The following is a 23,764-nucleotide window of genomic DNA, read 5'->3' as shown; positions in this document are numbered from 1 at the left end:
CTTGTCGCTCACTCCTGACCATCTTTCACTCTTATAACAACACATTCACCTTCGAAGTTAAATCGCCTATACGTAACGAGGACTTGTTGCATTATTTCCAAACTTTCAATATTAAAACGTAAAAAAATGGGCATTAATCAGACCCACAACATAAGCACTATAATCGTTCATGCTACACTAACGATAATTTTATTACTCCTCTGATAAATGGTTGGATTATGACTGTTTCTTCTACGCCAAGCGTTATGCCTACTAGCTTTAAGTCTTTTAATTTCTCTGACAACAGCACCGATAGCAATACCGATAACAGCACCCAGAAATTCCATAGTGCTGTGCGTGCCCAATTGGCCAAAGATATCGATGTACTGTTTGCTTATGCCGAGCTACCAAGCCCATTGTTGGATGCCTGCCGTTATGTGATGACTGGCCAAGGTAAATTGGTACGTCCACTGCTGGTCGCCAGCGCTTTCGCTAACGTGAATGATCATAGTGATAAGAATATTGACAATAAGTTTGATAAAGACACTGCAGTCAGCGATGATTTAGCATCACTATTAGAAAGTGACTCAGATTATGATATGGCGCGCCGTGCAGCGTTGGCAGTAGAGCTACTGCATACTTATTCGTTGGTGCATGATGACTTGCCGTGTATGGACGATGATGACCTGCGCCGTGGTCAGCCGACGGCTCATATCGTCTTTGATGAAGCGACGGCACTGCTAGCAGGAGATGTGTTACAGACGCTCGCCTTTGAAGTATTGACCGCAGAGCTGCCTACCTTTGCGCCATTCGATACAGCTATCGCCAGCCAGCTGCTCGCTATATTTGCACCGCGTGCCAGACGTATGGTCTCTGGTCAAATGCTGGATCTCAATGCCGAAGCCAGTGATAGCATTTCACAAACCGATTTAGAAGCCATTCACCGTGACAAAACAGGCGCATTGATCGAAGCGGCCATGCTCATGGGCGGCATCTGTGCTGGAGCAACCGCTCCTCAACGCATGGCATTACAAGAATGTGCCCAACACATTGGTCTGGCTTTTCAAGTTCAGGACGATATTTTAGATGTCACCACTAGTACGGATACGCTCGGCAAGCCTGCTGGTAGCGACGAAAAACTGGACAAGTCTACCTATGTAAAACTAATGGGTGTGGATCAGGCGACCGACTATGCACAATCCCTGTTTAATGATGGGCGTGCAGCCATCATTCGCGAAATGACTAATGGTGATTTGAACAGTAGCACCGACAACATTGACACAGACAACGACGCGCTATTGGCACTAATTGAGTGGCTCTGGTCGCGTAAAAAGTAGCTTGGCAAATAACCGAAGACAAAAGATATCGTAGCAAACTTTATTACCCAAAACGGCAGTGAGTGGTCAACATGGACAGTAACCCTACCCCACGTATTTATCTTGGCACTGGCGGCTATAGCGATACTGATTTGCTCGGCACGCTGTATCCTACAGGCACCAAAAAGACCGACTTTTTACGTGAATACGCAAAGCAATACGGTGCAGTAGAGATAAACAGCACCTTTTATGCACCCATTGGGCAAAAAGCCTTTGCAGGTATGGTTGATAAAGCTTATGTACAAGCCGACAGTCAGCTAAGGTTCGCCGTCAAACTGCATCAAGACTTTACTCATGCACGCAAAGGCACTGCCGAACACGCACAAGCATTTCTAAATGCCTTATCTCCACTTATCGAAGCAAATGCTTTAGCGCCTTTACTATTACAGTTTCCGCATGGCTTTGACCGTACTCGTGAGCATCGCCTCTATCTGGCAGAGCTTGTCAGTTGGTTTCAAGACTACCCACTCACCATTGAGTTTCGTCATAACGCTTGGCACACGCCGCAAGTGGTCGATAGCTTTCGGCAGCAAGGTCTCATTTGGTGTAGCGTTGATTACCCGAAGGTGAATGGCCTGCCACCGTCACGACTGATATTTACCGAACGCACTGGCTATCTGCGTATGCATGGCAATAATCTAAACTGGTGGGAGGCGATGAGCGCGGCTGATCGTCATGATTATCGCTATAGCGAAGCTGAAATGCAGGACTGGGCTCAAGCGATTGCCAATCAGCGTCAGCACTTTGATACGCTCTATATCTTCTTTCAAAACACCGTCAATGCACATGCTTATTATAATATTGCGATGCTGCGTGAGGCATTATCCGCTCACCATTTTGAGGTTATTTAAACCAGAAACTGCCTTGTGTGACAGTCAGTCATTACTCACACTCACATAAGAAAGCAAATAAGCAATCAAATAAAAAACCATATAAGTAGACAACCATGGATTCACTCAGTCAGATTGTTTTAGGCGCTAGTGTACAAGGTGCGGTACTGGGTAAATACCAAGGACGCAAAGCCTATCTATACGGAGCCATGCTGGGTACTTTGCCCGATTTGGATGTCTTAATACACTATCCTGACCCCATCAGCAATATGACCTATCACCGTGGTTTTAGTCATTCATTAATTGTCCTGACGGCAGTCGGCATCGTAGGCGCGTGGCTGATTAGCCGCTATCATGCATGGCGCAACATGCCACTGCCTTACTCTACTGTGCGCTTGGCAACAGCCATGACGCTGGCGCTCACGACCCATCCAATTTTAGACAGCTTTACGGTCTATGGCACGCAATTACTGTGGCCGCTACAAGAGTCATTAGCGCTGACGCCTTTTAGTATTGCCTCGATGTTCATCATCGATCCGCTATATACGTTGCCATTGCTCATCGCCATGATTATAGGGCTGATAAAAGGCAGCAAACTTGGTATCTTTAAAAAAGGCTTATTAACCCATTGCCAACGGCTTGCCATTTGGATGCTGGTTATCAGTAGTGGATATTTGATGCTGTCATTAGGGCTAAAATATTACGCGCAAGACAAAGCTGAGCAAACATTAGCAGCTGCTAAAATAGACAATATAGCCCGTATCAAAACCATGCCTGTGCTGCCTACTATCCTAATGTGGCGTACGGTCGCTGAAGACGATCAAAATAGATTGATTGAAATACGCGGTAGCGTTTTAGACAGTCGCCTACCTGAGTATCGCTATCTGACGCAGTATGACAACTCGCAGACGCTACGCACAAACTTACCAATAGCGAGTCAGCCCTATGCACACAGGCTGGATTGGTTCTCTGGTGATTGGACAGGCTACCGAACGCAAACGATGCTTGATGACGCTGTCGAGCCTAACAAACAAGACGCCCAATTGGTCGTTGATGACCTACGTATGATGGCAGGCGACACGGCATTCTTTAGTTTTGTATTGGCAAATAAAACAGGACAAGAGTCGCCATGGCAATCTATTACGCCTATAGACGCGCCTATTGTCAAAGTTGACGGTGAACCTGAAGTATCGCGTATTGAATTGGTGAAACAAGGATTTGTGAGAGTATTCGATGAGTCGGTTGTGAATATAGATAGCGGTTGGATTTTGGTTGATGAGGATTAGTGCTGACTAAGATTAAAAATGTCTATAGCGTGTAAGATGCAAACGATTGTCAATCAGAGCTATAGCTTTGAGACTTTACATAATTTTTTCTAAAACATCATTAAAGCATATGCTTATTATAAGATTGCGATGTTAAGAGAAGCGCTGAGTGAGTTTGAGATTTTGTATTTTTGACAAATTAAAAAAGGATTACACATGTCAAATTGGTTACTAGATAGATTATTCGATGCTGGAAATCAAGCTGAACCAAGGTTTGCATTTCAAGGAACAGTAAATTGGATGAGAGCACTCTCTACAATTATTAATAATGGTGCTTGTGATTCAGATGAACTTAAATCTATATATCAAAAAGTTCAAAGACGGTCTGTTAATAGAGAAGCCGATACTTTGGTTTTTGAAAATATGCATATGGCATACCATAATTTGGCTTCATTGAAAGCAATGAATAATGATGCCTTAGATAAATATGATATCTGTCGTTCTGCAATCGTTTCTTGGTACTACTCTATATATTTTGCTGCTAGTGCAATGGTCGCAGCTTCTTCAGGCTCAACTCAAGAAACACATGCTCTGACTTCTAAAGTATGGCAAGCTGATATAGTAGAAAAAAAACTAATACCTTACCCTTTCAGTCTTTACTTAAGTAGTTTAGTCACAAGTAAAGCTGAAGAAGAAATCGCAGTTTATCGTGGAGATAATAATTATAATTTAAATGACTACGCTAATGACACTGAAATGGCTCACGGCGCGATTGTATCTTACTTGAAAGGAACTCATGGTTATAAAAAATGGGAAGCTGAAGAAAAAATTAAAAGTTCAAAAGAATTTAAGGCTCTAAATGTTGAAAACTTTCGTAAGAAAGTTACTCAAGAACTCAGAGATAGAACATTGGATAAAGGGCAGGTGAATTTCTTGATACAAGCTTTTAGGTATCGAGGAAAAGCTAACTATAGAGATTCTATCTTTTTATCCTATGGCGATAATAACCAGAATACTATTGAAAATTTTATTAACGATTTGAATATCGTTTCAGCTGGATTCATACGTGCAGCATCTCATTATTGCTCAGTCAGAGTAGAGAAAGGAACTTGGGAATTATTTATCGATGATATCAAAAACAATACTCGCTTATCTTTAGATGTTGAAGCTATCACCGTATAAACACTTAATCAAAAAAGGATACCTCACTGTGTCCTTTTTTCTTATCCAAACCCTTATCAGCTCAAAAGCACGCTCTCAAACCTACAGAAACCCAGCTCATACATTTATCTAAATATAAGCCTACAGAACCTCTCTACTTATTGCCTTTGCACACTGCTAATGTTTATATCGTTAGTTAAAAATTATCAGTCAAAGCACCATATAGGTGTGCTGATATTCATCTACAATAATAGAGAGAATAATAATGACAACACTAAAAAATAAAATCGCGATTGTAACCGGTTCATCAAAAGGTATCGGCGCACAGATAGCTATATTACTTGCGGCAGCAGGGGCCAAAACAATTATTAACTATGCAAACGATGACGCAGCAGCAAATGATATCGTAAACCAAATTAAATCGGCAGGCGGTGAAGCTATCGCTGTGCAAGCAGATGTCAGTAATACTGAACAAGTCGCGACGCTGTTCGACACCACTATCAGTGAATTTGGCAAACCAGACATTTTGGTCAATAGCGCAGGTATGATGATTAATAAACCCATTGCAGAAACTACCGATGAGGATTTTGATCGTACGTTTGCCGTGAATGTAAAAGGCACGTTTAATACGCTACGTGAGGCGGCGACCAAACTCAATGATGGCGGCCGTATTGTTAACCTTTCAAGCACCACCACTCGTATGATGCTGCCTGCCTATGGCACATATTGTGCGACCAAAGGCGCAGTAGAGCAGCTGACCAGAGTCTTTTCTAAAGAAGTTGGCACGCGAGGAATTACGGTCAATGCAGTGTCACCCGGTCCTACCGATACTGAACTGTTTCATGAAGGTAAAGCAGATGATACGGTAGAAAGACTCGCTAGCATGTCACCGTTTAACCCTATCGGTGAGCCAGTCGATATCGCCCGTGTGGTGGCATTTTTGGTGAGTGAAGAAGCCGCTTGGGTCACAGGGCAGAATATTGGTGCTAACGGCGGTATCGCGTAATATCGTTGTTCTATTAAGGATTACCAAGCCAAAAAAAGGACACCTCGCGGTGTCCTTTTTTATCAATCAAATACTTAGTCGTTAAAGATTACTCTTCAACGCCAGCATCTTGACCTTTATATTTTGCATTTGCGTAGTCCCAGTTCACTAGCTTGTCTAGGAACGTGTCTACATAGTCAGGACGACGGTTGCGGTAATCGATATAATACGCGTGTTCCCATACATCACAAGTCAATACAGCGATTTGGTCATGTGCAAGTGGGGTATCAGCGTTAGCAGTTTTAGCGATAGACAGTTTGCCACCGACTTTATCAGCGACTAACCATGCCCAACCTGAACCGAACTGAGTCAATGCTGCGTTTTTGAACTCTTCACGGAACTTGTCATAGCTACCGAAATCTTCTTCGATTTTAGCTTTTAGATCGCCAGTAGGTTCGCCGCCGCCGTTCGTTGGCGTCATGCAGTTCCAGTAGAACGTGTGGTTCCATACTTGGGCTGCTTGGTTGAACATACCTTGCTTGCTGTCATCGTTAACAGTCGCTAGGATGATTTCTGGCAATGTTTTGTCTTCTAGACCAGAACCTGGTAGCAAATCGTTAAGCTTGGTCACGTATGCATTATGATGCTTATCGTGATGAAACTCTAGCGTCTCGGCACTGATATGTGGCTCTAGTGCGTCTTTTGCGTATGGTAGTTCTGGCAATGTAATGTTTGACATAATTATTTTATCCTTGCTGTTTAGCCGTTAGTTTATAAAACTGATTATAGAAACTGAATTTTACGCTATTTTTACACCGCAAAAAACACTATAAAATAGCGGACTAAATTGGCTGAGTTTATTGTTTGAAACGAATATTATTGCTTGATACACGGTACTGCTCAATACAATATCACGTATTATTATGAATCCAAAATGAACCTAGCGGTTACTGCTTGCTATTATTCTTTGCTTAAAAGCCAAGTGTTTGACTTCATAAGCATTTATTAATTTAATATTCAAAAGTTACAGGATATAACTCGCTGTAGCTTGCTAAGTATTATAGCAACAATGACCAAAAGTATCAGTTACCAAATGTTATAGACCGTACAATCAGCATAGCCATTGGCTATGTATTAGCGGATAGCCCAGCCGACAGCCCAAGCTAGCTCACAGACATCAATGACTACTGCAAATATGACTGGCAAATGGGTATAGAGCAATATTAAAAACACCAAAAATAGAAGCTAGATTAACCAGACTCTACGTAATCATTTAACGGAAAGACACTATGACCAACACAAGCACCATCGACACTCCCCTACACGCGACACAGTCAGCACCAAGTACCCAATGGGTACTCGCCAGTAATAACAAAGGCAAACTGGCTGAGTTTAAACGGTTATTCGCTGAGGCAAATCTAGAGGTGACAGTTATCCCGCAAGGTCAGCTCGATATCGAAGATGCCATCGAAGACGGCTTGAGCTTTGTAGAAAATGCCATTATCAAAGCGCGTCATGCCAGCCGTATCAGCGGATTGCCTGCTATCGCTGATGATTCCGGACTGTGTGTGCCCGCACTCGGTAACGCACCGGGTATCTACTCTGCTCGCTATGCTGGTGAGCATGGTAACGATAGTAAAAACAATGCCAAGCTCATCGCTGACTTGCAGCCTATCCGCGCAGCGAAGCCAGATGCTCCTGTTAAAGGTATGTTTGTGTGCATACTGGCAATGGTGCGTCATGCTGACGATCCATTGCCGATTATCGCTCAAGGATTATGGCATGGCGAGATTTCAGAGACAGCGCATGGTGATGGTGGCTTCGGCTATGATCCATTATTTTGGTTACCTGACTTGCAAGCCAGTGCGGCCAGCTTGAGCGCTGCTGATAAAAACAGCATCAGTCATCGCGGTCAGGCCATTCAGCAGCTATTAGCACAGCTGCCTTTATAAGCAACTATAGTCAAGTCTATATAAATCGGCTTGTATCATATTTGCTCTACTTCAAACCAATACGGCTAGACTCTATATCGTTAAGTTCAGCACCGCATCAATCACATAAGTATGAATGGTAAGTGAAGTGCAACTAACGCAGCAATTTTTGAGTGAACAAACGGCAAACAGATAATTTTTACTTTAATAATCAGATAGATTATACTGTTCTACTTTTAAAAATTTTGTCGAAAACCGTTATATGTCTGTATAATTCACCAAAAAGCGTTATTATGCGGTGCATTAACGGTTTATTATTGATATTTGATAGCATTTACAACCTCAGCAGTTTTATATTTTGTGCTGGCAGCGATTGCTACTGACACTGATATGGACGTTGCGGGCTATCATTGTCCCCTATTTATTCCAACGGCAATCCGTTGTACACGCCCGTATTTTGAGGCTCGGTTTGTCTATTACCATTTAATCCTAAGTACTGCTTAATTTTAAGTACTATCTAATCCTAAAGGTGTAATTAACATGGCTACAGATTTACAAGTCACAACCAACAAGCTATCTAACAAAGAAACCCAATTGACAGTTAAAGTACCTGTCGAAAAAATTCAAAACAAAGTCGAAGGCCGTATTCGCCAAGTTGCGAAAACTGCCAAGATTGACGGTTTCCGTAAAGGTAACGTCCCTATGTCACACATCCGCTCTCAGTACGGTGCTGGCATTCAACAAGAAGTTATCAACGATGTGATCCGTGATACCGTTTTTGAAGCGATCAAATCTGAAGACATCCGCGCTGTTGGCATGCCTAACATCGACGACGTAAAACTTGAAGATGATTTCTTGGTTTATCAAGCAACTGTTGAAATCTTCCCAGAAGTAGACGTACAAGGTATCGATGAAATCGAAGTTGAGCGTCATACTGCCAAGGTTGATGAAGCTGACGTTGACACCATGATCGAAAACCTACAAAAGCAACGTGAAGAATTCGTTGAGAAAAAGGGCATGGCTGCGAAAGACAACCAAGTGACTTTTGACTTTGAAGGTTCTATCGACGGCGAAAAATTCGAAGGTGGCTCTGCTGAAGACTTCAAACTAGTTATCGGTAGCAACCAAATGATTCCTGGCTTTGAAGCAGGTATCAAAGGCATGAAAGCTGGTGAAGAAAAAATCATCGAAGTAACTTTCCCAGAAGATTACCAAGCTGAAAACTTAGCGGGTAAAGAAGCTCAGTTCAAAATCAACGTAAAATTGGTTGAAAAATCTAAGCTACCTGAAATCGATGATGCGTTCCTTGAGCTATTCGGCGTAAAAGAAGGCGGCGTTGAAAAACTAAAAGACGACGTACGCAAAAACATGGAACGCGAAATCAAAAACGCTGCGCGTAGCCAAGTTAAGCAAGCGACTTTTGACGCATTGCTAGAAAAGAATGAGTTTGACGTACCAAACGCTATGCTAGAACAAGAAATCGAGCGTCAACGCAACATGATGATGCAACGTTTTTCTCAGCAGTTCGGTGCCAATGCTGATAGCTTCGACAAAGACATGCTGCCAAATGAGCTATTTGAAGAGCAAGCGCTACGTGCTGCCCGTCTTGGCATCATCGTTGCTCGTGTTATCGATACCAAAGGCTTAGAAGTAGATCAAGCACGCGTTGAGACATTCATCAAAGAAGCGGCTGAAAACTACGAAGATCCAGCAGAAGTGATCGAGTACTACACCACTGATAAGCAACAGCGCGCTAACATTGAGTCTGTTGTACTAGAAGACCAAGTGGTTGATTATCTAATCGAGCAAGGTAAAGTAACTGACAAAGAAGTTAGCTACCAAGACTTGCTAGCTGCTCAGCAACAACAGCAGCAAGCCATGTAGTCTAGACTGAGCGCTATCTATTTTAATTAGATAGCACTCATGTTCTTAGCTCATAAAAATACGGCCCCGATCATCGATTGGGGCCGTATTTTTTATGAGTAAACATAAATAGCAGTTTAGGTCAAAATAGTAATAAAATCCTAAGTCAAAACAGGAATGAATACTACCCCTAAACCTAGCATAACCAACCCACGTTGGAACCAAAAATGACCGCCGAGACGCTGTTGCAACTGCTGATTGATCACCATACCAACCGCGTATAGACCCAACATAGAAACCATCATACCAGCATAAAAACCTAACTGACCTGATACGCCGATCTGTGCTGGCAATTCCATCGCATGTGCCATACCGTGAAATACTGCCAAGCCGCCAAAAGTCATGCTCAGTAATGGTACGTAATTTGTATTTGGCGTGCTCGCTACTGATGTATTCAATGATGCAGCTTTTCCGCGCCATTGTCCCATTAAAACAAATGCCAATACTGCAACTGACAATAGTATCGCCATCTCGACCATGCCAGCGGCCGAACCAAACGCAGCCCCACCCACCAAAGCACCGACTGTGGCTAAGACCGCTCCCAGTGATAGTCCTCCTGCCAATGACATCATGCCCAAGCGCTGCTTTTGCAGTCCATAAAACAACATACCCATACCAACTGCCAAAAACAAATGATCAAAGCCAGTCATCGGATGCATCAACCCTGCTTGCAAGGCTCCTAACAGCGATGACGTGTGTGCAGTCGTTGTATGGATATGTCCTGCATGTGCCTGCGCCAATGACGGTAGCATCAATGAGGTCATCATCACCGTTGAGCCAGCCACTATATTACGAGAGGATAGTACCTGTGAAAAATGCGTTTTTGTTATAGTTTTTGTCATGGTAGAGGCTGTCATGGGAGTGCTCCTTAATATTCATAATTTGGTTGTTCATAGCTTGTAAGTCATAGTTCGCAAGCTTCTATTAACTAAGCAAGCATGCCCTGCTCTTTGATAAAGGCGATAATTTCATTCAGTCCATCCCCTGTTTTCATGTTGCTAAAGATAAAAGGTTTGTCACCGCGCATTTTTTTGGCATCTCTTGCCATGACTTCTAACGAAGCCCCTACCATAGGCGCAAGGTCAGTCTTATTAATAATCAATAAATCAGACTTGGTAATTCCCGGCCCACCTTTACGAGGTATCTTGTCTCCTGCTGAGACATCAATAACATACAAGGTCAAATCAGACAGTTCTGGGCTAAACGTCGCCGCCAAATTATCACCACCTGATTCGATGATAATCATCTCTAAATCTTCGAAAGTTGCTTGTAGTTCGGCAATAGCCGTCAGATTAATAGAGGCATCTTCGCGGATAGCCGTGTGCGGGCAGCCACCTGTTTCTACGCCACGAATACGCTCAGCAGGCATAGCATCATTACGAGTCAAAAACTCTGAATCTTCTTTGGTATAGATATCGTTGGTCACGACTGCCATATTGACCGTGTCGCGCATATTTTGGCACAAACGTAACGTCAACGCGGTCTTACCACTACCAACAGGCCCACCAATACCAAGGCGTAGGCATGACAATCCAGATGGCTGATTTTGGCGGTCATTATCAGTCTGTAAGTCTGATATAGATTGAGAGTTTTTTGGCTTGAGCGGGGTTAGAGACATATTGAATTCCTAAAACAGTTTGTATATTAATAAGTATAAATAGAAATAAGGGTGCAGTTATGAGCGAAACAATCGGCTGTATTGCTCCTCATGCATACTTGAGAGGATAGCCAAATTGGGCAAGTTATTAGATATATTAAGCGTCTCATAGAAGTCTTGGCACAGCTGTTGACAGCCTTGCTCTTCAAGCGAATCTGGTGATGTCATCAACTCATTGAAGGTACGTCGTACATTATCGCTAACAGCATCAATCTGTGCTGCCAGATCGCTCTGCAATTGCCATAGGATACGCTGACCCGCCATTTGTCCTAACGGTACCGTCTTGACCGCAGCCAATACCATATTCTCTAGTTGGGCGAAGCCATACGTGGTCATTGATTGCGTTAATGGTAGCTGCCAATGCTGTGCAATATGAGCAAAAAGTGGCAAGTATCCATCTTCAGGTATCTCAGCAGGTATACCGAGGCTAAGTACTTCATTGAGCCAAGACACCATTGCCTGAGCCAGTTGTTGAGACTCAAGTACAAACTCTTTACTCTCTAAGCTCGCATGATAATCGTGTGCCAGATTTGCAGCTAGCGCGTCATCACCTTGACCAAGTGCCAGCATTATTAGCCCTAATACTGGCAACTCATAGCCGATAACAGCAAGCGCTAGATAATCCTGCATAAATACCAGCGTACTGGCTTCATCAGAGATTACGCCTGACTCAATCGCTGACTCAACACCTTGCGAATACGTATAGCTACCAATGGGTAAGTTGCTCGATGCCAGCATCAGCAGCTGACCAAGTTGGTCTGGCTGAGTAGACTGAGCACTGATATCAATCATCACTCTGACTGCCCTACAGTCTCATCATGATGACTATGGTCGTGGCTGTGGTTATTTTCATGTTTGTGTTCATGGCTATCTGATGCGCCATGCGTATTGCCATGTATGTCGCTGTGCGAATGGCTATGTGAATCGCTACTTGAATGCGCATGTGAGTGAGAGTGACCATGCGAGTGCCCTTGCCCCGACTGATAGGCCCCTGTTTCAGGTTCAAACGGTACTGAAGCATCTTCAACACGCAGTCCAAGACGCTCTAACATTTGCGCAAGTACATGATCGTTTTCAAAATATAGCGCGTACTCTGCATCACCGTGGTTAAAACTTTGGTCAAACATCAGTGGCACATGTCGATTGCCTAAATGATACGCTCCTTTCATCAACGTAAACACATCATCAGCGGTAACTTTGGTGACGACCTGCGGCTTGGCAATGACTTGTATTAGCTCACCTGCCTCATTGATTAGCACATCATCACCTTTGAGAGTACCTGTGCGAGGCAAGTCAACACCAACGCTCTCACCTGACACAGTGGTGGCCTTAAATCGAGAATGCTGGCGAGTATCAAAATCTAGCAGTAGATAGTCATCGGTTTGATGCTGTTTTGCTAATTGTATTTTTTGAGCATCATTTGGGGCATTTAAACGGGTATTGAATATCTTCATCATTATTATACTCTGGCTGTTGTTGCTCAAACTATTAGGACGTAAAACTCAAAATCTTAGAATAATAAAATCTTGGAATAACAAAGTGTTTAGCATAAAAAATACTTAGAATAAAAAGTAACGCTGCGCCATGGGCAATACATCGACAGGCTCGCAGGTTAGCATCTCGCCATCGGCACGCACTTCATAAGTCTCAGGATTGATATCCATATCAGGACAGTAGCTATTGAAGCGCATATCACTTTTGCGGATATGACGAATGCCATGTACTGGCTCGATAACTTTGGTCAATCCGAGCTGCTTATCCACTTGTTTATCGATAGCAGCCTGCGACATAAAGGTAATGCTGGTTTGAGCAATTGATTTTGGATACGTGGCAAACATAGGACGATAATGCACGGGCTGCGGAGTAGGAATAGAGGCATTAATATCGCCCATCGGCACAGCAGCGATGAGTCCGCCTTTGATAATACATTCAGGCTTTACGCCAAAAAATTTGGGCGACCACAACACCATATCTGCCCATTTACCTATTTCAATTGAACCAACCATATCGCTGATACCATGGGTAATCGCAGGATTGATGGTGTATTTTGCGATATAACGTTTGATACGGAAATTATCATTATCCTCACTATTATCGTAGTCGGTCAGCGTAATGTACTGTTGCTCATCTTCTATGGTCGCTGTTGCATCTGGTGCAAGATGGCCGCGTTGGACTTTCATTTTATGCGCAGTCTGCCACGTGCGAATAACCACTTCACCTACCCGACCCATCGCTTGCGAGTCACTACTCATCATCGAAATCGCGCCCAAATCATGCAAGATATCTTCTGCAGCAATGGTTTCTTGGCGAATACGACTTTCAGCGAAGGCCACATCTTCAGCGATAGCAGGGCTCAAATGATGACAGACCATCAGCATATCGAGATGCTCATCAATGGTGTTAACGGTATATGGGCGCGTTGGATTGGTAGATGATGGTAAAACATGCGACTCGCCAATAGCCTTAAGAATATCAGGGGCATGTCCACCACCTGCCCCTTCAGTATGAAAAGTATGGATACAGCGATTCTTGAACGCTGCTAACGTACTTTCAAGATAACCACTTTCATTTAAGGTATCGGTATGGATCGCCACTTGCACATCATACTCTTCAGCAACACTCAAACAGTTATCAATGGCTTGCGGGGTTGTGCCCCAATCTTCATGTAGCTTTAGCCCTACAGCACCCGCTTCGATTTGTTCAGCAATGGGAGCTGGTACACTCACATTTCCTTTGCCCAGTAATCCGATATTCATGGGAATACTATCGGTAGACTTTAGCATTGAGGCAATATGATATGCCCCTGGTGTACAGGTAGTCGCGAGCGTTCCTTGTGCAGGCCCTGTACCGCCACCAAGCATCGTGGTCACGCCTGACATAAGCGCCGTCTCACACTGCTGGGGTGCGATAAAGTGAATATGACTATCGACCCCGCCTGCCGTCAGGATTTTGCCTTCGCCAGAAATGATTTCGGTAGCACCACCAATCGCAATATTGATGGCAGGTTGTATATCAGGGTTGCCCGCTTTACCAATGCCACTAATGCGACCGTCTTTGATACCGATATCTGCTTTGTAGATGCCCGTATAATCCATGACTAGGGCATTGGTAATGACTGTATCGGCAACGTCGGCACCCAGTAGTTGCCCTTGACCCATACCATCACGGATGACTTTACCGCCACCAAACTTAACTTCTTCACCTTTTATCTCGGTAGGTTTGCTAGCACGCGCACCATTCTCTAATGTCTCTACTTGATCGGTATCAGTACTCAATTGGCTCGTTAAGTCAGCCTCAACCTGTAGCCACAATTCAGTGTCGGCTAGGCGAACCTTGTCACCTGTCGTCGGGCCAAAATGCTCAGCATAAATATGCCGACTGACTTTCTTCTGCGAGGTAACTGGCGGATTTTTATTATCAGTATTGTCTAATGCTGTGTCTGAGCTAGCGGCACCCATCACTCGCCCTGCAAAACCATAGACTTCCTGCTTGCCAGCATAAGCGACCAGTTCCACTTCACGTGATTGTCCTGGCTCAAAGCGTACCGCCGTACCAGGGATAATATTCAGGCGATAACCACGCGTCTGCTCTCTCTCGAAACTCAAGGCATCGTTGACTTCGTAAAAGTGATAATGCGAGCCGATTTGAATAGGTCTATCACCAGTATTGCTAACACTAATGGTCTGTACCTGTCGTCCTTGGTTTAAGATGATATCGCCATCTTGAATATGGTATTCGCCTGCTTGCATAAGAGTCGCCTTATTTTATAGTTATCATTTCAGTGCTATAACAGTGTTAAACGATTGGATTATGCACCGTGACTAGTTTGGTACCATCAGGGAACGTCGCCTCGATTTGCACTTCATCTACCATCTCTGCCACACCATCCATCACATCATCAGTCGACAGATAGGTGGCACCTTCACTCATTAATTCGGCCACTCTTTTGCCATCTCTCGCGCCTTCCATCAGTAGCATGCTGATATAAGCAATGGCTTCGGGATAGTTAAGCTTAACACCTCGGTTTTTACGGCGTTCAGCCACCATGCCAGCCGTGAATAGCATGAGCTTGTCTTTTTCTGTCGGGGTCAAATGCATGGAGCTTCCTTATTGTATTTATAATGTTCTGTGTCACAGATTAGTGTAGTTCAAACGTTTAACACCTTAACCAAAATAGCGGTTGTGTCTTTTTTATCAGATTAATGTCATAACAAATTAAGTAGTATCTAATCAAAAATCACGTGTCCCAAATCCGTGGACGACATGGCTCAAGTTGCCACCAGTGCTCACGCAATACTTCTCTAAGCTGATAAAACGCCTCAAAACAGCCACGCACATCTGAGCCAATATAGCGGATATTAATCGCTTGATAATTATGAGTGCAATAGACTGGTAGATCCGCCTCAGCGATTGCTTGCCGTAAAGTCAGTATCGTACTGTCCAAATAACGGGTTAATGCTTGCTTGGTCGTCGCTTGCGCCGTCTCCGTCGTTTCTCGTGCTTTTGACGATGATAATAAAGGCTTTTGATGTACGTCACTTAAATTTGGCACTGCCCAAAACGACCCGTAGATATGCTGCCCTGCTAGCCCTAAATGCGATGTAAACCAGCGGCTTTGTGCTGACTGTGCCACACGTTCGGCAACGATGACATTACCTTCTCGGTAGATATTCAGCCCTGTATGGTAATACCCTTGCAAAAACTGCTCATCATAGGCCTGCCGCCCAAAGACACCAATCTCCCATGTCATGAGACTGGACGAATCTTTTAGTTCAAAACGACTCGTCGCATGCATATTGGCTTCGTTATAAATAATGCTCTCTTGCGGCAACCATTCTAGGCGAGCATCTGTATCTAATGTGGCGTATACCTTTTGGCTAGCGTATTCAGCCATGTCGTTTGGTACCACAATTTCTTGGTCAGTATCATCACTACGCACGCTGCCCTGACCTCCTGGCATGGTTTTATCAAAAGCGCTCTGCGTGGGCGACTGTCGATGCGAGGTTTTGCTTTTTTGGCTGACACTGTCTTTGCCATACCATTTACCTGCCCCTGGTGTCGTAATAACAGCGTGACTCTCACTATCTAAACGCAGATCCATAGTCAATGTATCACCACCAGCAATACCTGCTGGCGGATATAGCATCAATATATGACAAATACCCTGCTGCACACGCGGCTCAGGGTATAAAGGACGCTGTACCATCAAAGCGCCCGTATGCTTACGATGATAAAGCCGAGTTTTTGACTCAGCCGTGGCTATACCTTTGATAGTATTCGTGCGTTTTACGGCGTCAAAATCTAAAGCTAAAGAAGAGGCCCAGCTCATTTCATATACTCATCTACTAGTTAGGGCGTATTGAACGTTAAATATAACACACCATTGTGATACTGAGAGGTCAAGCATTAAGCCGATCATACAAAACCCGGTGGTATAGTCATTCCACTATAAAGTGTTACTGCGTTAACCTCGATTGAAGTATTAGATATACATCTACACTCGGTTGCGCTGTACTACTTTTAAATTAAATCGACTATATAGGTAATTTATATAAAGAATTAGAGAAAGTGACGATGTCAAAAGTGACAATGAAAAAACTTATGCAGCTGACTACATCAAACAACGTCATCCTATATATACAATCATTATGCCAACTTACTGACACTGGCTATCAGAGTAAGCTATCCATACTATGCAAATGAATGATATTGCTTGATTTTTGATCACTGAATTTTTTAGTCATATCGGCCACCTCGTTTTCACGACGCGTCAACACGACGCGTCAAATAGATATCAACTATTTTTATTTTCTTAGCATGCGCTAATTTGCACCAAAATTGTACAATTTGCTATCACAAATGCACCACTTTTTATCATCATATTTCTTTTTAATGTAGCACCATATTCATAAATAATGAGTCACCTGTACTCCATACAGAGGTAGCCTGTCTGCTATCTTTATGGAGGGTTTATAGGCAAGCCCCTTGATAAATGTATACAAACACCTTATTAATAGGGAGTCATTTATTATTTTTCACATTAAAAAGTTACTATTGCCCCGATAAAAAAGTTACCATTAGCTCAATTATTTTTAGCGACATCTAGATCGTAGCATTGCATCTAGTTAGTGTTAACAACAAGCGGTAGTATTTATCATGATAAGCACCCATAAAATCTTAACCGTTCGCTAATCCCAATCCCTTTATTTTATGTACTTATAAACAGGACATCTTTATGACAGATTATGATCGCATCACTGCCAACCCGCATTTTGATATGCTGATGAGTGCGCACAACGACATGCAATATACCCAAAGTGCACCTCAAGCTGCATTAGTGCCTATGGTGGTTGAACAATCATCACGCGGTGAACGCTCGTTTGATATTTTTTCACGTCTATTACGTGAGCGCGTTATCTTTTTGACTGGTCAAGTCGAAGACAATATGGCCAATCTCATCGTCGCACAGTTACTATTCTTAGAAGCTGAAAACCCTGACAAAGATATCCATCTATATATCAACTCACCAGGCGGTTCAGTGAGTGCTGGTTTGGCTATTTTTGACACGATGAATTTCATCAAGCCTGAAGTATCAACCATCTGTATGGGCGGTGCTTACAGCATGGGTTCATTCTTGTTGGCAGCTGGCCAAAAAGGCAAGCGTTATTCACTTGCGAATGCTCGTGTGATGATTCACCAGCCTTCAGGTGGTGCGCAAGGTCAAGCAACAGATATCGAAATTAATGCTCGTGAAATCTTAAAAACTCGTGCACGTTTGAACAAGATATTAGCTGAGCGTACTGGTCAACCAGTAGAAAAAATCGAAAAAGATGTTGAGCGTGATTATTGGTTGGATGCAGACGAAGCAAAAGAATACGGTTTGGTTGACGAAGTATTAGAGCGCCGCCCTACTTCTTTATAATTAGCATATAACAGCCTTGATAAGCATCAACTGCCTGAGCGCGATGCATTTTGGCATTGATGCAAACAATCAAAATATTTGTAAGTTTTGAAATTTTAGGAGCGCCTTTTATGGCAGAAGACAATACCCCGCAGTGCTCGTTTTGTGGCAAAGCCAAAAGCGATGTGCAGCAGCTGATTGCCGCTGATGATGCCAATATCTGTAATGAATGCATTGAGCTATGTACCGATCTAATCGCTGACAGTGCCGAAGATGGCGATGATGACAGCGAAATCGATACCTCTTGGGTCAATAAAAAGCTACCAACGCCTAAAGAGTTACGTGCCAAGCTTGATGAATATGTCATCGGTCAAGACGCTGCTAAGAAAGCATTGGCAGTTGCCGTTTATAACCATTATAAGCGTCTAAAAGTTAGCCAAACACTGGCCAATGACAGCAAAAAATCTAAGATTGGTGCTGATGATGCCATGGTTGAACTGGCGAAAAGTAACATCTTGCTCATAGGCCCAACAGGCTCAGGTAAGACATTACTGGCGCAAACCTTAGCACGTCTGCTTGATGTGCCTTTTGCTATGGCTGATGCCACTACTTTGACTGAAGCAGGTTATGTCGGCGAAGACGTTGAAAACATCGTACAAAAGCTACTTCAAGCGTCTGACTATGATGTGGCAAAAGCTGAGCAAGGTATCATCTATATTGATGAAATCGATAAAATCAGTAAAAAAGGCGACAACCCATCTATCACTCGTGATGTATCAGGTGAAGGCGTACAGCAAGCGTTGCTTAAGCTAATCGAAGGTACTGTGGCTGCTATCCCTCCACACGGTGGTCGTAAGCATCCACAACAAGAACTGATTCAAGTCGATACCAGCAATATTCTTATCATCGTTGGTGGTGCATTTGCTGGTCTTGATGCGGTCATTCAGCAGCGTACTGAAAAGGGCGGTATTGGTTTCAACGCCGATGTCAGCTCAAAAGACGATAGTCGTCGTAGCTCAGATTTGTTACAGCAAGTTGAGCCAGAAGATTTGATCAAATTTGGTCTTATCCCTGAGCTGATTGGTCGTCTACCTGTACTTGCTGCACTACAAGAGCTTGATGAAGAAGCATTGGTACAAATCCTAACTGAACCTAAGAACGCACTGGTAAAACAGTACAAGTACTTGTTCGATATGGAAGGTGCTGAGATTAACTTTACGCAAGAAGCACTAGATGCCATCGCCAAAAAAGCCATGGAGCGTAAAACTGGTGCCCGTGGTCTACGTTCTATCGTAGAGAACGCATTGCTTGAAACCATGTATGAGCTACCTTCTATGGAAAATGCAAAGACCGTCATGGTTGATGCAGACGTCATCAATGAAGGTAAAACGCCTGAAATCTCTTAAGGTGTCATTGAGTTAACATCACTAATTATGATTAATAAGTGATTACAACAAAAAAGCGTCTGGCAAATTTTGCGAGACGCTTTTTTTATGTTTACTACAACGCAATATACTTCGAAATGAGGGTGGCATTTATCAAACTTAATCAGTAGCAGCTCTAATCACATTTCTAAACGGTTTTAACGTGGCTAATCTTAACTTCTAAAAATACCATTACGGCAATTTCATATCACCATCTAACAACCAACCCATACGGCGCATCATGTAAGCAACCATGCCAGCAATGACAGCAGGTAATACAAACATCAATAAAATAATTGCTGTCCACAATTGACCCGTACTCATGATTTCTTGTGATGCTTCAATGACGCCAAACACACCAACCAAACCTGCTGTGCCCATACCTGCCCCTGTAGCAGTACAGGCAAGCCCGAACCCGACGGTTGCGATAGGGCCAACGATAGCGCTCGCGATAACAGCAGGCAGTAGAATCAACGGCTTTTTTAGGACATTAGGGATTTGTAGCATACTAGTGCCCAACCCCTGAGATATCACGCCACTTACACCGTTGTCTTTGTAACTGGCAACCGCAAAGCCAATCATATGTGCTGCACAGCCAACTACTGCCGCACCGCCAGCCACACCGCCAAGCCCAATAGCAATACAAATAGCTGCACTTGAAGTGGGCATTGTCAGCAAGATACCGACCACGACGGCGATGACAACGCCCATTAATAGAGGCTGCAACTCAGTGGCTGCTTGGATGCCTTGACCAATCGCAGCGACCGCAGCAACGATAGGTGGATTCAGTAGCGCACAAACGGCTAATGCGACGGCACAGACCAATAAAGGGATTAACAAAATATCGAGCTTGGTCTTGCCAGCGACCCAAGTACCAGCGCGATAAGCGAATACCGACGTCAAATATGCTCCTATCGGATTGCCAGGTAACGCTACAAATGTCGCAGGTCCGCCTTCTTGCGGGGTAAAAAGCGCGCCTGCCATCAAAGCTTCAGAATGTGCGCCTAGCATACCTGCTACCAAGCAACTTAGCATGACAAGCGTTGGCGCTTTAAGATAGTAGGCAATGCCTACGCCGATACCCGCCCCCATCAATATTGATGCTAGCTTACCGACGGCAACTAATGCAGGTAAATCTAACCAGCCACCAATTTGTGAAATGATAAGACCCGCTATCAATGTGACAAAGAGACCTAGAGCCATACCAGTAAAAGCATCGATAAAATACTTCTGAAAAAAAGGTTTAATGACGCCAGTAGATGCAGGTGTTGAGTCAGATACAGTCATAGCCATACTCGTTGAGGAAGTAATGATAAGATATAATAAAAACACAAGGTAAAATAGCGTTACTAAAAATAAGAGACAAAAAAAGCGTCATTACGACGCTTTTTTTATCAATAAACCATTAAAACTAATACAGCAACTCAATCTAACGGCGCTGCTCAACGATGATGGAGTCAATACCATTATTCTGTAAGCGCTGCTGAGCAGTCGTCACTGCCTGACGATTACTCATCGGCCGTGAGATTACTTGATAGATAGGCTCACCATTACCCGTTGTATTTTTGGCAACTCTAGCATCGACACCAGCCATCAATACCTGTGCACGGCGACGATCTGCTTCATCTGCATCACCAAAACTGTTTATCTGCAAAATATAAGTCGCAGCAGGCTTGGCAGCCTGAACACTGGCAGTACCTGCTCCACTTGCGCGATTGTTTGCACTACTGGTGCTATTGGTCGGTGCTGAGCCATCATAGGTCGCATCTTCTTCAACGATCACGATATCATCACTCGCAGCGTTGCCGCGGCTAGGTTCGATCACGGTGTTTTCAGTAATGCCAAAATTGCCTGTATCTTCGTTGCTAGTCGCTGAAGCATCATTTGGCTGAGTGACCACGATATCAGGCTCAAAGGCCTCGATACCACCGATGCGATCATTGTTTATTTCACCAAAATCTTCATCAGGGATGGTCGCCATCTCTTGATTGGGTAAAATATCATAAAACTCATAATCGCCATTATCGGTATCAGTCTCGACTCGCGGCTGCACCTGACGATCAGGATCATTGTCGGCACTGCTATCAGCAGGACTGAAGTTAAATAATGGTGAGAGGTATATAAATACCCCGATCATCAATGTCAGCACTGCTCCGACAAACATCCATAACAAGCCTGATACGCTACTTGTTTTGCGCTTTTCAGTCGCACCTTTAGGTTTTTTGGCTAGCATGGATCTGGTTCTCCCTACTGAATCTATCTATCATTATCAAATTATTGCTATCAATCGTCTATACTCATAATACTACATATTATAGAGTTACTGCATGTTAGAAGCTGACTACTTATTAGCAAGCGACTACATGCTAGACGGTGCAGACAATCCTAACAAACCAAGCCCATTGGACAATACCTGTCGCACTGCTTTAGATAAACGCAGACGTGCTTGCATCAAATCCATCTCTTCTTGACTAGGTGTCTCACCTGAGGTCAAGCTCACTGGCAAAATACGGTTGCTGTCATACCAACCATGAAACAGCGCTGCCAACTCTTTTAGGTAGTTGGTCAATACATGCGGCTCATAACCTGTCGCTGCACGTAATAGTGTCGCTGGATATCCTGCTAGTAGTTTAATCAGCTCGTCTTCATTAGGTGCGCTGAGCAGATTCTGATGCGCTAAGCCAACAGCATCATCTACAGTTAAATCATAGGTTGCCAGTTTTTCTAGTACACGGCATACACGCGCATGCGCATATTGAATGTAATATACTTGATTGTCTTTGCTTTGCGACTTGGCAAGCTCTAAATCAAAATCAACATGCACTTCAGGCTTACGCGCGACATAGTAAAAGCGTGCTGCGTCATTGCCGACTTCTGCACGCAGCTCGCGCAACGTGACGAACTGACCTGAACGCGATGACATTTGTACTTTTTCACTGCCACGCCATAATGCGACAAACTGTACGAGTACCACGTCTAAACGTTCTGCATCGATACCAAGTGCTGTTAACGCTGCTTTTACACGCGGTACATAACCATGGTGGTCGGCGCCCCAAACGTTAATGACTTTGTCAAAACCACGATCGAATTTGTTTTTATGATACGCAATATCAGAAGCAAAATAAGTTGACTGACCATTAGCACGGCGTACCACACGGTCTTTTTCATCACCAAAATCAGTCGATTTAAACCAGATATTGCCATCTTTTTCGTACAAGTAACCTTTGTCATCTAATATCTGTAGAACTGGCTCAATCTCGCTATCGATAGAGCGCTCACTGAACCAGCACTCATAGCTAACACCAAAGTCATTTAAATCGTCTTTGATATCAGCCAAAATACTGCTTAATGCTGCATTTAAAAACAGCTCATAGCCTTCACCAAGCAATGCTTTGCTATTGGCAATCAAACCATCAATATGCGCTTCTTTATCACCTGATAATAGAACTTTTTCGCCGTCTGCATTTATCTCAAACTGAGCATCGGCAGGCACGTCTTTGGCAATGTCTGCAAAGCTATGCACATAGTTATCAGCATGTTGCGTCTTTAAAGTCTGGGCAATATCACTGACATAGTCGCCTTGGTAGGCATTGACGGGAAACGTCACTTGCTCGCCATTGGTTTCTAAATAACGCAAATACGTACTGGTCGCTAGAATGTCCATTTGACGACCAGCGTCGTTGACATAATATTCACGCGTGACGTCATAACCAATCGCTTCTAGTAGGTTTGACACGCTCATGCCAAATGCAGCACCGCGCCCGTGACCGACATGCAAACTAGACGTTGGATTGGCAGAGACAAACTCAACTTGGATTTTTTGCCCTTCGAACTGATCACTTAAACCAAAACGGTCTTGTAAGCTAAAGATATCGTCCAATACCGCAAATTTGGCTTCAGCGTTTAAAAAGACATTGATAAACCCTGGCCCTGCGATTTCTACTTGGCGGATATCTTGATTTTCAGGTAGCGCATTGACGATTTGTTCGGCAAGCTGGCGTGGATTGGCCTTAGCAGCTTTGGCAGCAGTAAGCGCGATGTTACTGGCAAAATCACCATGACTAAGGTCTTTAGTACGGGTGATTTGGCTGTTATTCTGCCAGTCAGCAGGTAGTGTACCGTCGGCTTGTAAGGTATGAATAGCATCGTTGAATAGTGATGCAAGTGTATCAATTTGGGCTTGTGACATAGGGATTTGAACTCAATTAAATAAACAACAAAAACGATGTGAAAATGTGACGAGTGCAAGCAGCCGATAACTGCTTATTATAATAGCGACCGACATTGCAGGGGATAAAATAATACAAAAAGATAAGTAACCTGTAAATATAA

The 23,764-nt window shown here is 43.6% G+C and carries 19 protein-coding genes and 1 pseudogene; 9 read left to right on the top strand and 11 right to left on the bottom strand.

Features of this window, described 5'->3' with window-relative positions; all coding sequences use genetic code 11:
- Positions 1-218: 218 nt before the first annotated feature.
- The 5 genes from IPZ60_RS13445 (at position 219) to IPZ60_RS13425 (ending at position 5,617) form a co-directional block, all read left to right on the top strand.
- Positions 219-1,316, top strand: a complete 1,098-nt coding sequence (locus IPZ60_RS13445; RefSeq protein WP_194198238.1) for a polyprenyl synthetase family protein — start codon at positions 219-221, stop codon at positions 1,314-1,316.
- A 71-nt stretch (positions 1,317-1,387) separates the two neighbouring features.
- Positions 1,388-2,206 carry a DUF72 domain-containing protein gene (locus tag IPZ60_RS13440; protein WP_194198237.1) on the top strand — a complete coding sequence of 273 codons (819 nt, stop codon included), beginning with the start codon at positions 1,388-1,390 and terminating at the stop codon, positions 2,204-2,206.
- A 95-nt stretch (positions 2,207-2,301) separates the two neighbouring features.
- The gene (locus IPZ60_RS13435; RefSeq protein ID WP_194198236.1) at positions 2,302-3,471 is read left to right on the top strand and encodes a metal-dependent hydrolase; all 1,170 of its coding nucleotides are present in this window, start codon (positions 2,302-2,304) and stop codon (positions 3,469-3,471) included.
- A 195-nt stretch (positions 3,472-3,666) separates the two neighbouring features.
- Entirely contained in the window at positions 3,667-4,632 is a 966-nt protein-coding gene (locus IPZ60_RS13430; RefSeq protein ID WP_194198235.1) for a hypothetical protein, read from the top strand.
- Positions 4,633-4,876: 244 nt separating this feature from the next.
- Positions 4,877-5,617 carry an SDR family oxidoreductase gene (locus IPZ60_RS13425; RefSeq protein ID WP_194198234.1) on the top strand — a complete coding sequence of 247 codons (741 nt, stop codon included), beginning with the start codon at positions 4,877-4,879 and terminating at the stop codon, positions 5,615-5,617.
- Between the two features lie 88 nt (positions 5,618-5,705).
- On the opposite strand, the gene IPZ60_RS13420 is transcribed toward IPZ60_RS13425, so the two are convergent.
- Positions 5,706-6,335, bottom strand: a complete 630-nt coding sequence (locus tag IPZ60_RS13420) for a superoxide dismutase (RefSeq protein WP_194198233.1) — start codon at positions 6,333-6,335, stop codon at positions 5,706-5,708.
- Between the two features lie 550 nt (positions 6,336-6,885).
- Between IPZ60_RS13420 and rdgB the strand changes: the two genes are divergently transcribed.
- Positions 6,886-7,548 (top strand): RdgB/HAM1 family non-canonical purine NTP pyrophosphatase, encoded by a 663-nt coding sequence (gene rdgB, locus IPZ60_RS13415; RefSeq protein WP_227669372.1) that lies wholly within the window; start codon positions 6,886-6,888, stop codon positions 7,546-7,548.
- 519 nt (positions 7,549-8,067) lie between these two features.
- Complete coding sequence (gene tig, locus IPZ60_RS13410) at positions 8,068-9,411, top strand: trigger factor (RefSeq protein WP_194198232.1); 1,344 nt, start codon at positions 8,068-8,070, stop codon at positions 9,409-9,411.
- Between the two features lie 140 nt (positions 9,412-9,551).
- On the opposite strand, the gene IPZ60_RS13405 is transcribed toward tig, so the two are convergent.
- From IPZ60_RS13405 to IPZ60_RS13375, 7 genes and pseudogenes are all read right to left on the bottom strand, one after another.
- A complete protein-coding gene (locus IPZ60_RS13405; protein ID WP_194198231.1) occupies positions 9,552-10,307 on the bottom strand; it encodes a HupE/UreJ family protein in 756 nt (251 codons plus the stop codon).
- Between the two features lie 71 nt (positions 10,308-10,378).
- A complete protein-coding gene (ureG, locus tag IPZ60_RS13400) occupies positions 10,379-11,068 on the bottom strand; it encodes an urease accessory protein UreG (RefSeq protein WP_110924160.1) in 690 nt (229 codons plus the stop codon).
- Between the two features lie 57 nt (positions 11,069-11,125).
- Positions 11,126-11,899: an urease accessory protein UreF gene (locus IPZ60_RS13395; RefSeq protein ID WP_370463047.1), complete on the bottom strand. Its 774-nt coding sequence runs from the start codon at positions 11,897-11,899 to the stop codon at positions 11,126-11,128.
- Between the two features lie 110 nt (positions 11,900-12,009).
- A pseudogene (gene ureE, locus IPZ60_RS13390) lies at positions 12,010-12,561 on the bottom strand (urease accessory protein UreE); the annotation flags it as partial.
- Positions 12,562-12,666: 105 nt separating this feature from the next.
- Positions 12,667-14,856: an urease subunit alpha gene (gene ureC, locus IPZ60_RS13385; protein WP_194198229.1), complete on the bottom strand. Its 2,190-nt coding sequence runs from the start codon at positions 14,854-14,856 to the stop codon at positions 12,667-12,669.
- 46 nt (positions 14,857-14,902) lie between these two features.
- On the bottom strand, positions 14,903-15,205 hold the full coding sequence (gene ureA, locus IPZ60_RS13380) for an urease subunit gamma (protein WP_194198228.1): 303 nt from the start codon (positions 15,203-15,205) through the stop codon (positions 14,903-14,905).
- Positions 15,206-15,344: 139 nt separating this feature from the next.
- The gene (locus IPZ60_RS13375; protein WP_194198227.1) at positions 15,345-16,436 is read right to left on the bottom strand and encodes an urease accessory protein UreD; all 1,092 of its coding nucleotides are present in this window, start codon (positions 16,434-16,436) and stop codon (positions 15,345-15,347) included.
- Between the two features lie 906 nt (positions 16,437-17,342).
- Between IPZ60_RS13375 and clpP the strand changes: the two genes are divergently transcribed.
- Positions 17,343-18,029, top strand: coding sequence for an ATP-dependent Clp endopeptidase proteolytic subunit ClpP (gene clpP, locus IPZ60_RS13370; RefSeq protein ID WP_370463046.1), 687 nt, complete (start codon positions 17,343-17,345; stop codon positions 18,027-18,029).
- A gap of 110 nt (positions 18,030-18,139) precedes the next feature.
- Positions 18,140-19,414: an ATP-dependent protease ATP-binding subunit ClpX gene (gene clpX, locus IPZ60_RS13365; RefSeq protein WP_194198226.1), complete on the top strand. Its 1,275-nt coding sequence runs from the start codon at positions 18,140-18,142 to the stop codon at positions 19,412-19,414.
- 210 nt (positions 19,415-19,624) lie between these two features.
- On the opposite strand, the gene IPZ60_RS13360 is transcribed toward clpX, so the two are convergent.
- The 3 genes from IPZ60_RS13360 to argS form a co-directional block, all read right to left on the bottom strand.
- Entirely contained in the window at positions 19,625-20,719 is a 1,095-nt protein-coding gene (locus IPZ60_RS13360; RefSeq protein ID WP_194198225.1) for a PTS transporter subunit IIC, read from the bottom strand.
- Positions 20,720-20,861: 142 nt separating this feature from the next.
- A complete protein-coding gene (locus IPZ60_RS13355) occupies positions 20,862-21,665 on the bottom strand; it encodes an SPOR domain-containing protein (RefSeq protein ID WP_194198224.1) in 804 nt (267 codons plus the stop codon).
- 126 nt (positions 21,666-21,791) lie between these two features.
- Positions 21,792-23,621 (bottom strand): arginine--tRNA ligase, encoded by a 1,830-nt coding sequence (gene argS, locus IPZ60_RS13350; protein ID WP_194198223.1) that lies wholly within the window; start codon positions 23,619-23,621, stop codon positions 21,792-21,794.
- Between the last annotated feature and the right edge of the window lie 143 nt (positions 23,622-23,764).

The organism is Psychrobacter sp. NG25, from assembly GCF_015234355.1.
Taxonomy (GTDB): domain Bacteria; phylum Pseudomonadota; class Gammaproteobacteria; order Pseudomonadales; family Moraxellaceae; genus Psychrobacter.
The sequence above is the reverse complement of the archived record's forward strand: the minus strand, read 5'-3'. Positions and strand labels throughout refer to the sequence as shown.

Bases quoted from the DNA above. Each gene is read 5' to 3' on its own strand.
- IPZ60_RS13445 (WP_194198238.1), top strand. From the start codon at position 219: ATGACTGTTTCTTCTACGCCAAGCGTTATGCCTACTAGCTTTAAGTCT.
- IPZ60_RS13440 (WP_194198237.1), top strand. From the start codon at position 1,388: ATGGACAGTAACCCTACCCCACGTATTTATCTTGGCACTGGCGGCTAT.
- IPZ60_RS13435 (WP_194198236.1), top strand. From the start codon at position 2,302: ATGGATTCACTCAGTCAGATTGTTTTAGGCGCTAGTGTACAAGGTGCG.
- IPZ60_RS13430 (WP_194198235.1), top strand. From the start codon at position 3,667: ATGTCAAATTGGTTACTAGATAGATTATTCGATGCTGGAAATCAAGCT.
- IPZ60_RS13425 (WP_194198234.1), top strand. From the start codon at position 4,877: ATGACAACACTAAAAAATAAAATCGCGATTGTAACCGGTTCATCAAAA.
- IPZ60_RS13420 (WP_194198233.1), bottom strand. From the start codon at position 6,335: ATGTCAAACATTACATTGCCAGAACTACCATACGCAAAAGACGCACTA.
- rdgB (WP_227669372.1), top strand. From the start codon at position 6,886: ATGACCAACACAAGCACCATCGACACTCCCCTACACGCGACACAGTCA.
- tig (WP_194198232.1), top strand. From the start codon at position 8,068: ATGGCTACAGATTTACAAGTCACAACCAACAAGCTATCTAACAAAGAA.
- IPZ60_RS13405 (WP_194198231.1), bottom strand. From the start codon at position 10,307: ATGACAGCCTCTACCATGACAAAAACTATAACAAAAACGCATTTTTCA.
- ureG (WP_110924160.1), bottom strand. From the start codon at position 11,068: ATGTCTCTAACCCCGCTCAAGCCAAAAAACTCTCAATCTATATCAGAC.
- IPZ60_RS13395 (WP_370463047.1), bottom strand. From the start codon at position 11,899: ATGATTGATATCAGTGCTCAGTCTACTCAGCCAGACCAACTTGGTCAG.
- ureC (WP_194198229.1), bottom strand. From the start codon at position 14,856: ATGCAAGCAGGCGAATACCATATTCAAGATGGCGATATCATCTTAAAC.
- ureA (WP_194198228.1), bottom strand. From the start codon at position 15,205: ATGCATTTGACCCCGACAGAAAAAGACAAGCTCATGCTATTCACGGCT.
- IPZ60_RS13375 (WP_194198227.1), bottom strand. From the start codon at position 16,436: ATGAGCTGGGCCTCTTCTTTAGCTTTAGATTTTGACGCCGTAAAACGC.
- clpP (WP_370463046.1), top strand. From the start codon at position 17,343: ATGACAGATTATGATCGCATCACTGCCAACCCGCATTTTGATATGCTG.
- clpX (WP_194198226.1), top strand. From the start codon at position 18,140: ATGGCAGAAGACAATACCCCGCAGTGCTCGTTTTGTGGCAAAGCCAAA.
- IPZ60_RS13360 (WP_194198225.1), bottom strand. From the start codon at position 20,719: ATGACTGTATCTGACTCAACACCTGCATCTACTGGCGTCATTAAACCT.
- IPZ60_RS13355 (WP_194198224.1), bottom strand. From the start codon at position 21,665: ATGCTAGCCAAAAAACCTAAAGGTGCGACTGAAAAGCGCAAAACAAGT.
- argS (WP_194198223.1), bottom strand. From the start codon at position 23,621: ATGTCACAAGCCCAAATTGATACACTTGCATCACTATTCAACGATGCT.